The sequence below is a fragment of the Xanthomonas albilineans genome (assembly GCF_009931595.1).
Lineage (GTDB): Bacteria > Pseudomonadota > Gammaproteobacteria > Xanthomonadales > Xanthomonadaceae > Xanthomonas_A > Xanthomonas_A albilineans.
Genome location: NZ_CP046570.1, coordinates 795,240 through 805,227, shown reverse-complemented (window position 1 = coordinate 805,227; position 9,988 = coordinate 795,240). Strand labels below are relative to the sequence as shown.

Sequence of the window (9,988 nt, the reverse complement as noted above, 5' to 3'; positions counted from 1 at the left end):
ACCCGCCACAGATTCTCGATCTTCAGCTCCACCACTTGTCGGAGCTTACTCCAGTTACATTGCCACCTGGAAAGCAAGCTGGTCAAGTTCAAACCACCGTCACCACCGCTAACACAGATGGCAGCCTCAACATGGCGGCGGCACGACTGGTCGCAACGACCATCGCGATGCAACGCATTCGACGCCGACCAACGCTGGTCACTTAACTTACAGGTGGCCGGAGCGCTAACGTCGTTGCAACGCCAACTCGTTGCCATGGGCTAACGGTTACACCACAGCACGACGACACAGCGCATACCCACACAGGTGCCGGTGTTGCCAGCAAGGTTGGATACACCCGGATGGAATCGCTGCTGATGCTTTGCCCGGCAAGCGCGCAGACGAACTCCACCTTCAGCCGGGCTGACGTACCGCTATGGATCGGCAGCGCACAAAGCCTGCGCTACTAACACCATTTCAATTTGATCCGGATGTAGCGACCGCTGTCTCTGGCGGCAGCGAACACGCTGACCGAAGCACTGCACGCCCTGCCCACACGTAACAAGTCCAAGGTCGGTACTGCTGTTGCACCGCGACGGCGAAATACAGGCACCGCTGGACTGAACCTCGGCTCCCACCGCCGCACCGATCGAGCCCGCGGCGCAGTAAAGCGGCGCAGTAAATAAGACTACGATCACACACCAAGCGCGGCGACCGCGGCGACGACCCTGACCTGCGTGGAACCCGACTACTTCACCTTAAGCCTGACAGATCGCGAATCCGAAGCCTGCTCTTCCCTGGGCCGCGCGTAGATCAGGTCGACGACACCATTGCCACGATTCATCGCCTTGAAGGTGAAGATGACACTCCCACCGCACCCCACTTCTCCCTTGCCACAGGAGCTACTCGGGCGGCGAGAGACGTCGATCAGCGACAGCGACCGCGGCAGAGTGCGCAACGCCCATGACATGCCGGTCGAATTATTTTCGGGAAGCTCGATCGCGACCAACTGACCACGCTTCAGCGGAAACCCCTTTATGGCATCGGCCAGACAGGTCTTGGCTACCGGCTGGTCGGCGTTGCCGGTCACCTGGACGATGGAGCCGTCCAAACACACGCCAGCGCCAGGGGCGACAGCGCCTGCGGCCATAGCCGGAAGACTCAGGCAACCGCTGGCAGAGAGCAGTAAAAGCAGGAAAGAACGCGTCATCTGAAGTTTCCTCGATCATAGGTGGAAACGATGTACGGGTATCCGACCGCCCGGTGCGCTGGGCCATTGCCGGTGGCAGCTGCGATGCGGGAGGATCGCGACCAATCATCATCCACACAGATCAGCCCGAGGCTGAACGCAGGAGCGCGGCGCTGTCGAGGATACCGTCGCCCGCCGATCTTCGCGCTCATGGGACGCAGCGCGTGGCTGGCTTATGTGCCACACCAAGCAACGCCGGCACCGAATCGGGCGCGAAAATCGGCACGACGTCATGAATCGCCGCTCACGGAATCCAGGCCAGCAATTGCTCCAGCCGCACGTGCGGATCGTCTTGCTGCAACAGTGACAGGCGTTGCCGTTCGTCAAGCGGCAGCAGTTCGGCCAGACGCCAGCCGACCCAGGCGGCCTGATCCAGCAGGCGCGGCCCGACCACCGGATACACCGCAGCCGCCTGGTCCAACAGGCTCTCCAGCAGCGTCGCCAGCAGCGCATGCTGCGGACGCAGTTCGTCGTCGTGATCCGGTTCGCACCACGCCACATCGCCAACCACCAGGCCATTGTCGCGAGTCCAGTGACGCGCCACATGAAAGCGCCGCGCGCCGCGCAGACTCAACAGCAGCACGCCATCGGTGCCGACATCGAAATCGACGATGCGCGCCTCGATGCCGAACTCCGCCGGTAACGCTGCGGCACCGGCCTCACTGCCATGCATGATCAAGCAAACACCGAAACCGCTGTCGTGACGGCCGCACTCGCGAACCATATCCAGATAACGCGGCTCAAACACGCGCAGCTTCATCGATGCGCCTGGCAGCAGCACTTTATGCAGCATGAATAGCGGCAGCGTCGTTCGCTCCACGCTCACTCGCACACTCCGCTGCGTCCGATCATAATCATTGAAGCGCCGCCAGGAAACGCCGCGGCGCGCCGTCGAAACCGCCGTTGGACATGAACACCACATGGTCGCCCGCGCGTGCCTGCGTCTGCAACGCCGCCAGTAGCGCGTCCACGTCGGTGGCGGCGTGAGCCTGGCCGCGCACTGCGGCGATCACTTTGCCGGCGTCCCATGCGAGTTCCGGACGCTGCAGGAACACCACCGCATCGGCCACCTCCAGCGACGGCGCCAGCGCATCGGCATGCGCGCCTAAGCGCATCGAATTGCTGCGCGGCTCCATCGCCACCACGATGCGCGCCGTACCGACCTTGGCACGCAACCCTTCCAGGGTGGTGCGGATCGCGGTGGGATGATGGGCGAAATCGTCGTACACGGTGATGCCCTGCGCCTGACCAAGCACTTCCAGCCGCCGCTTGACGCTGCGAAAACGCGCCAGCGCCGGGATCACCTGCGCAGGCGCCACGCCAACCGCATGCGCCGCCGCCAAAGCCGCCAGCGCGTTCATCACGTTGTGGCGACCGAGCAACGACCATTCGACCACACCCAATTGCTGGCCTGCATGCAGCACCGCAAAACGGCTGCCATCGGCGGCAAGCAGACGCGCGCTCCAATCGAACCCCGGATCGAAGCCGAAGCGCTCCACCGGCGTCCAGCAGCCCATCGCCAGCACCTCGCGCAGATGCGCGTCCTCGCCATTGACGATCAGGCGGCCCCGGTGCGGCACCGTGCGCACCAGGTGGTGGAACTGACGTTGGATCGCGGCGACATCGGGAAAAATATCGGCGTGATCGTATTCGAGGTTGTTGAGGATCGCCACCAGCGGCCGGTAGTGCACGAACTTGCTGCGCTTGTCGAAGAACGCGGTGTCGTATTCGTCGGCCTCGACCACGAACAACGGCCGCTGCGGGGCCGCGACCGGACCGCCCAGGCGCGCCGACACGCCGAAATCCTCGGCCACCCCGCCGATCAGGAACCCCGGCTCGCGACCCGCCGATTGCAACAGCCAGGTCAGGATGCTGGTGGTGGTGGTTTTGCCATGGGTGCCCGCCACTGCCAGCGTCTCGCGCCCGGGCAACACCTGCTCGCTGAGCCACTGCGCCCCGGAAATGTAGGCGCGTCCGGCATCGAGCACCGCCTCCACGGCGAGGTTGCCGCGCGAGAGCGCATTGCCGACGATCACCTGCGCGCAGTCGGCCTCGATGTGCTCCGGCAGGTACCCCTGCTTCAACGCGATGCCCAATTGCTCCAACTGCGTGGACATCGGCGGATAGATCGCCTGGTCGCTACCCTCGACCACATAGCCGAGTTCACGCGCCAACGCGGCGACACCCCCCATGAACGTACCGGCGATGCCGAGAATATGGATTTTGCTCATGAGCCGATTGTCGCCGATCCCCCGACCCAGGCAAACCGGCAAATGGCTTGATACCACGGCGACTGCACGGTGGCAGTATTCGGATGCGCCATGCACGAGCAAACAGGCTCGGCAGACGCTCACATTGCACAGCCTCGCTGTACCCAACACGACGCCCTAACGCGGCGGTGAGCAGCGCGCAACGTGACCGGCGGACGCGCGCCAAGCGCATCCGCGGAAGGTCGCTGTCGCCTCAGCGACCGATCGCGGCCAGAATGCGGGCGAGCACCTCGTCCAGCGAGCCGACTCCATCCACGCGCGCGAGCGTGCCGCGCTTATCGTAGAAGCCGATCACCGGCGCCGTCGAATCGTTGTACACCTGCAACCGCTTGCGCACCGACGCGGGATTGTCGTCTTCACGCCCCTCGGCCTTGGCACGGCCGGCGATGCGCTCCACCAGCAGATCGGTGGCCACGTCCAGTTGCACCACCGCGCCCAGCGGTTGGCCGAGTTTGGCCAGCAATTCGTCCAGCGCCCCAGCTTGGGCAAGATTGCGCGGATAGCCATCGAGGATGAAGCCGTTGCGCACGTCCTCACGACTGAGGCGCGATGCCAGCATGCCCAGCAGAATATCGTCGGAAACCAGATCGCCACGCGCCATCACTTCCTTGGCCTGGACCCCGAGCGGCGTGCCGGCGGCGACTTCCGCGCGCAGCAGATCGCCGGTGGAGATGTGCGGAATCTGCAGCGTGTCCTTCAGACGGGCCGCTTGCGTGCCCTTGCCCGATCCGGGCGGTCCCAATAGAACCAATCGCATCAACCTGACTCCTCAAGGAAATTACCGTGCATGACCTGCCGCGTTTAGACTCATAGGTCCACGCTGCGCCGCAAGCCTCTCAGTTTACCGCATCCGGGCAATGTCCCGGCAATGTCCCCACCCCAGGAGCGACCCTCGACCATGGCCCAAGGCACCCTGCTCTACGCCCAATCCGGCGGCGTCACCGCCGTCATCAACGCCAGCGCCGCCGCCGTGATCGGCGAAGCACGGGCGCGCAAGGTCAAGGTGCTGGCCGCGCGTAACGGCATTCTCGGCGCACTGCGCGAAGACCTGATCGACACCTCCAAGGAATCGGCGGCGGCGATCCGCGCGCTGGCACACACCCCGGGCGGCGCCTTCGGCTCTTGCCGCTACAAGCTCAAATCGCTGGAAGCCGATCGCCCCAGGTACGAGCGCCTGCTACAAGTGTTGCAAGCGCATCAGGTACGCTACTTCCTCTACAACGGCGGCAACGATTCGGCCGATACCGCCTGGAAGGTCGCACAACTGGCACAGGCATTCGACTATCCCCTGCATTGCATCGGCGTGCCCAAGACCATCGACAACGACCTGACGGTGACCGACACCTGCCCCGGTTTCGGCTCGGCGGCCAAATACACTGCGGTGGCGGTGCGGGAAGCGGCGCTGGACGTGGCCGCCATGGCGGAAACCTCGACCAAGGTCTTTGTCTACGAGGCCATGGGCCGGCATGCCGGCTGGCTCGCTGCCGCCGCCGGGCTGGCCGCGCAGTCGCCGGACGATGCACCGCAGATCATCCTGTTCCCCGAGCGCGCCTACGACGAGGCGGCCTTCCTGGCACAGGTGCGCAAGGTGGTGGATCAGGTCGGTTGGTGCGTGGTGGTGGCCAGCGAAGGCATTCGAACCGCGGACGGGCGCTTCGTCGCCGATGTAGGCGGCGGCACCGACGCGTTCGGGCACAGCCAGCTCGGCGGCGTGGCGGCGTACCTCGCCGGCAAGGTCAAGTCAGAACTCGGCTACAAGGTGCACTGGACCCTGCCCGACTACCTGCAACGCTCGGCACGCCATATCGCCTCGCGCACCGACTGGGAACAGGCACAGGCGGTTGGCAAGGCGGCGGTGCAATTCGCCCTCAACGGCATGAACGCGGTGATGCCGGCGATCGTGCGCAGCAGCGATGCGCCCTACCGTTGGAAGATCGAGGCCGCGCCGCTGAGCAAGGTCGCCAACCATGAGAAAAAAATGCCGCCGTCGTTCCTGCGCAAGGACGGCTTCGGCATCACCGAGAAAGCCCGCCGCTACCTGCAACCGTTGATCCGCGGCGAAGCGCCGCTGGCTTATGGCAACGACGGCCTGCCCAAATACGTGACACTGAAAAACGTGGCGGTGAAGAAAAAACTACCGGCCTGGGAAGGATGACGCCAAGCCACGTGCGATGGGGCACGCACAGAAAGACCACCTACGGCCCGGGACGCAGGCTGGGCCAGCCTGGCAGATGCCGCCCAGCGCAAGCGGCATCTGCCGGACAAGGCATCGGCGGGAGCGCCTTTGGCATCAAACCCATGCCACTCAGCGGCAGGCAGTGCCTTCCAGGGTCATTTGCACGGTGAACTCTGGAACCGGGGCAATTTTGCCAGCGTCCGCCTGCTGCTTGGCCTCTTCCAGGTAGATCCGCGACTGGCCCTGACCATCGCGCTCGGTGTTGAGCGCGACTGGCTTGCGCCAGACCCGCACCACCGCCTGCTGGCTGGGGCAAGCCGCGCTGGGTACGCGGATCAGATCGTTGAACTTCCAGCCGGTCGCTTCGCTGGGCTTAGCCTGGTCGAACTCCACCAGCTTGGCGCGCGGCTGACAGGTGGGGCTGCTGCGCACGGCGGAGAAGCGATACGGCTGTGCGGCGTCGCCGGTGTATTGGCCCTCGAAACGCACGCAGGCCTCAGGAATCTGCCGGATCGTATGCACCACGCCCACGGCTTGCGGCGCGCCGATGGAGCGCTGCAATTCCGGAGTGGGGTCGGCGGCGAGCGCACTCAGGGGTACCAATACGCACAGGCTCAAGGCCAGCGCCGATACGCGCATGCGGGGGGGAAGCGTCGGTTGCATCGAATTGTTCCTCGGAAGCGATGGGTCACGCTGCCATGTGCCAACTGAACCGAATGCCAAAGCGCCACATCCCGACCGCGTCGCTGGCGGCCTGCCGGGGCCGGGCGCATACTCGCGGCGCTCAGGCCAGGTCGAGATTGCTAGACGCACCAGCGGCGCATTACGTATGGGAGTCCTTGTCTGTTGACGCTCCCACGGCGCGATCCCGCAGCATGTCCAGCGCCTGGGCGTCATCCACATCCTTGGGAGGGGTCATGTTGGAACGATATGCGGTGATCGTGGCATTGGCGTGCGCAGGTTTGGCGATCCTCTATGGCATCGTGTCCACGCGCTGGATCCTGGCACAACCGGCCGGCAACGAACGCATGCGGAAGATCGCCAATGCGATCGAGGAAGGCGCCCGCGCCTACCTCAACCGTCAGTACCTGACCATCGCCATCGCTGGCGCGATCCTGTTGGTTCTGGTCGGCGTGTTTCTGAGTTGGTACACCGCCGGCGGCTTCGCGATCGGCGCGGTGCTGTCTGGAGCCGCCGGCTACATCGGCATGAACCTGTCGGTACGCGCGAACGTGCGCACCGCCGAGGCGGCACGGCGTGGACTGGGTCCGGCGATGAACGTCGCGTTCCGCGGTGGCGCGATCACCGGCATGCTGGTGGTGGGACTTGGGCTGATCGGCGTGGCGGGCTATTACGGCACGCTGCAATGGCTGGGACATAGCGTCGCCGACAGCCTGCACGCACTGGTCGGGCTGGCCTTCGGCAGTTCGCTGATCTCGATTTTCGCGCGCCTGGGCGGCGGCATTTTCACCAAAGGCGCCGACGTCGGCGCCGATCTAGTGGGCAAGGTCGAAGCCGGAATTCCCGAAGACGACCCGCGCAACCCGGCGGTGATCGCCGACAACGTCGGCGACAATGTCGGCGACTGCGCGGGCATGGCCGCAGACCTGTTCGAAACCTACGCGGTCACGCTCATCGCGACGATGCTGCTGGGCGGGTTGATGGCGGTCGAGGCCGGACGCAACGCCGTGCTGTATCCACTGGTGCTCGGCGGCGTGTCGATCGTGGCGTCGATCGTCGGCACTTTCTTCGTGCGCGTGCGCCCAGGCTGTTCGATTATGGGCGCGCTGTACAAGGGAGTGGTGATCTCGGCGGTGCTGGCCGCACTGGCGTTCTGGCCGGTGACCCAGCAACTGATGGGCGACACCGCGGCCGGCGCCGGCAACCTCTATGGCTGCGCGTTGATCGGGCTGGCGCTGACCGGTCTGATCGTATGGATCACCGAGTACTACACCGGCACCCAGTATGCGCCGGTACAGCACGTGGCCGCGGCCAGCACCACCGGCCACGGCACCAACATCATCGCCGGCCTCGGTATCTCGATGAAATCGACTGCGTTGCCGGTGATCGCGGTGTGCGCGGCGATCTGGGGAGCGTTCGCGCTGTCGGGCCTGTACGGCATCGCTATCGCAGCGACCGCGATGCTGTCGATGGCGGGCATGATCGTGGCCCTGGACGCCTACGGCCCGATCACCGACAACGCAGGCGGCATCGCCGAGATGGCCGAGCTGCCGTCGGAGGTGCGTGCCATCACCGATCCACTGGATGCGGTCGGCAACACCACCAAGGCAGTGACCAAGGGCTATGCGATCGGTTCGGCCGCGCTGGCCGCGCTGGTGCTGTTCGCCGACTACACCCACAACCTGCGCGCCGCACACCCCAGCGCGCATTTCGCCTTCGACCTGTCCGATCACACCGTGATCATCGGCCTGCTGATCGGCGGACTGATCCCCTATCTGTTCGGTGCGATGGCGATGGAGGCGGTGGGCCGTGCCGCCGGCGCGGTGGTGGAGGAAGTGCGGCGCCAGTTCCGCGAGATCGCCGGCATCATGCAAGGTACCGGGAAGCCGCAGTACGACCGCGCGGTGGACATGCTGACCCGTTCGGCGATCGCCGAGATGATCGTACCGTCGCTGTTACCGGTCGTGGTGCCAATCGTGGTCGGTCTGCTGCTGGGACCGCGTGCACTCGGTGGCCTGCTGATCGGCACCATCGTCACCGGGCTGTTCGTGGCGATCTCGATGACCACCGGCGGCGGCGCCTGGGACAACGCCAAGAAGTACATCGAGGACGGCCACTTCGGCGGCAAGGGCAGCGAGGCGCACAAGGCTGCGGTCACCGGCGACACTGTCGGCGACCCGTACAAGGACACCGCCGGCCCCGCGATCAACCCGCTGATCAAGATCATCAACATCGTAGCGCTGCTGCTGGTACCACTACTATAGAAGGTAGCGCTCTGACCGGCAGCCGCCAACATCAACCGATCATGGCGTCAGGCAGTCCATCAAACCATCGTTGATACTGTGCCGGTGATGCGGTAACGGCGCGCGCAACGGTCGCTCACCTGCCAGCGCCTTGTACAACGCTGCCAGACGGGTCTGCGGCAGCAAGGGCGTGATGCATTGCCACAGCCGCGCATCGACCAGCACCCGGCCGGTGTCCGGGTCGATGCTGGCCTCGCTGGCACCGAAAGTCCACACGCACTGGCCGATCACACCATCGCGCTGACGCACCGAGCAGCGGTAGCGCAACGGCCGGTAGGCGCTGTAATCGCCTGCGCAAAAAGTGTCGCCGCACAGCCGCTCGAAATCGTGGACCAGTCGCTGCTCCAAATCAGCGAATGTCTCCCCGCCCTCACCCGGAGCATCGTCCATCGCGTCCACGTAAGCCTGTTGCGTCTGCTCCGCATGGGAAGCCCGCGCACCAGCACAGACCAGCACCGACACAATCAGCAACAGTCCTGACAAATACCGAACTATGTTCATCGCCTTGCTCCTTCAAGGACAGGACAGACAGCGTGCCACCCGCCCGGTACTAGCGCTATCGGACTATCCCGCATCGGCTCGGGGCCGGAATCCGAACCGGGTGTAGGAATCGCCACAGGCCCAGGGACGCTGTATTGCAACAGTCAAGCGACTAGAATGCTGGTCCCTTTCAAGAAGCCACTCTACTGGAGCTCACGCATGGGTCTGGAACTGGTCACCTCCGGCAAGAACCTGCCGGAAGAAATCAACGTCGTCATCGAAATCCCCAAGGATTCGGAGCCGGTCAAGTATGAAGTGGACAAGGCCAGCGGCGCCATTTTCGTCGACCGCATCCTGTCTACCCCGATGCGCTATCCGTGCAACTACGGCTACGTACCCAATACCCTGTGCGGCGACGGCGACCCGGCCGACGTGTTGGTAGTACTGCCGTTACCGCTGGTACCCGGCTGCGTGGTGCGCTGCCGCCCGGTCGGCGTACTGCGGATGAGCGACGAGGCCGGCAACGACGAGAAACTCCTGGCTGTGCCGGTGGCCAAGGTGTTCCAGGGCTATGCCCATATCGAGGACATCTCTCAGGTGTCGGGCCACTGGATGGAACGTATCGGCCACTTCTTCGAGCACTACAAGGACCTGGAAAAGGGCAAGTGGGTCAAGCTGGACGGCTGGGGTAACGCTGCGGAAGCCAAGGAAATCCTGCGCGCTGCCGTCGCTCGCTTCGACGCCAACGCCTAAACACGGCCGCGGCTGGACCGCCAGGTTCCGCCGCGACCGATGCCATTTCACGTTTTGCCATCGCCGACAAAGAAAGTGCCGGAGGGTTTGGAGTAGA

Annotated in this window: 9 protein-coding genes; 3 read left to right on the top strand and 6 right to left on the bottom strand. The window is 64.7% G+C overall.

Annotation, left to right across the window (positions count from 1 at the left end):
• Positions 1 to 727 precede the first annotated feature (727 nt).
• From XaFJ1_RS03570 to XaFJ1_RS03555, 4 genes are all read right to left on the bottom strand, one after another.
• Positions 728 to 1,189: a protease inhibitor I42 family protein gene (locus XaFJ1_RS03570; protein WP_012915299.1), complete on the bottom strand. Its 462-nt coding sequence runs from the start codon at positions 1,187 to 1,189 to the stop codon at positions 728 to 730.
• 283 nt (positions 1,190 to 1,472) lie between these two features.
• Positions 1,473 to 2,021 (bottom strand): LON peptidase substrate-binding domain-containing protein, encoded by a 549-nt coding sequence (locus tag XaFJ1_RS03565; protein WP_045756735.1) that lies wholly within the window; start codon positions 2,019 to 2,021, stop codon positions 1,473 to 1,475.
• A 61-nt stretch (positions 2,022 to 2,082) separates the two neighbouring features.
• On the bottom strand, positions 2,083 to 3,459 hold the full coding sequence (gene mpl, locus XaFJ1_RS03560; protein WP_012915297.1) for a UDP-N-acetylmuramate:L-alanyl-gamma-D-glutamyl-meso-diaminopimelate ligase: 1,377 nt from the start codon (positions 3,457 to 3,459) through the stop codon (positions 2,083 to 2,085).
• A 232-nt stretch (positions 3,460 to 3,691) separates the two neighbouring features.
• Entirely contained in the window at positions 3,692 to 4,255 is a 564-nt protein-coding gene (locus XaFJ1_RS03555; protein WP_012915296.1) for an adenylate kinase, read from the bottom strand.
• 141 nt (positions 4,256 to 4,396) lie between these two features.
• Here XaFJ1_RS03555 and XaFJ1_RS03550 point away from each other — a divergent pair, with 141 nt between their 5' ends.
• Positions 4,397 to 5,653, top strand: coding sequence for a 6-phosphofructokinase (locus XaFJ1_RS03550; protein WP_012915295.1), 1,257 nt, complete (start codon positions 4,397 to 4,399; stop codon positions 5,651 to 5,653).
• A 150-nt stretch (positions 5,654 to 5,803) separates the two neighbouring features.
• Here XaFJ1_RS03550 and XaFJ1_RS03545 read toward each other — a convergent pair whose 3' ends face one another.
• Complete coding sequence (locus XaFJ1_RS03545; RefSeq protein WP_407071001.1) at positions 5,804 to 6,313, bottom strand: hypothetical protein; 510 nt, start codon at positions 6,311 to 6,313, stop codon at positions 5,804 to 5,806.
• Between the two features lie 278 nt (positions 6,314 to 6,591).
• Here XaFJ1_RS03545 and XaFJ1_RS03540 point away from each other — a divergent pair, with 278 nt between their 5' ends.
• A complete protein-coding gene (locus XaFJ1_RS03540; RefSeq protein ID WP_012915293.1) occupies positions 6,592 to 8,619 on the top strand; it encodes a sodium-translocating pyrophosphatase in 2,028 nt (675 codons plus the stop codon).
• Between the two features lie 39 nt (positions 8,620 to 8,658).
• On the opposite strand, the gene XaFJ1_RS03535 is transcribed toward XaFJ1_RS03540, so the two are convergent.
• Entirely contained in the window at positions 8,659 to 9,159 is a 501-nt protein-coding gene (locus XaFJ1_RS03535; protein WP_045756734.1) for a hypothetical protein, read from the bottom strand.
• Between the two features lie 198 nt (positions 9,160 to 9,357).
• On the opposite strand from XaFJ1_RS03535, the gene ppa reads away from it, so the two are divergent.
• A complete protein-coding gene (gene ppa / locus XaFJ1_RS03530; protein ID WP_012915291.1) occupies positions 9,358 to 9,891 on the top strand; it encodes an inorganic diphosphatase in 534 nt (177 codons plus the stop codon).
• Positions 9,892 to 9,988: the final 97 nt, after the last annotated feature.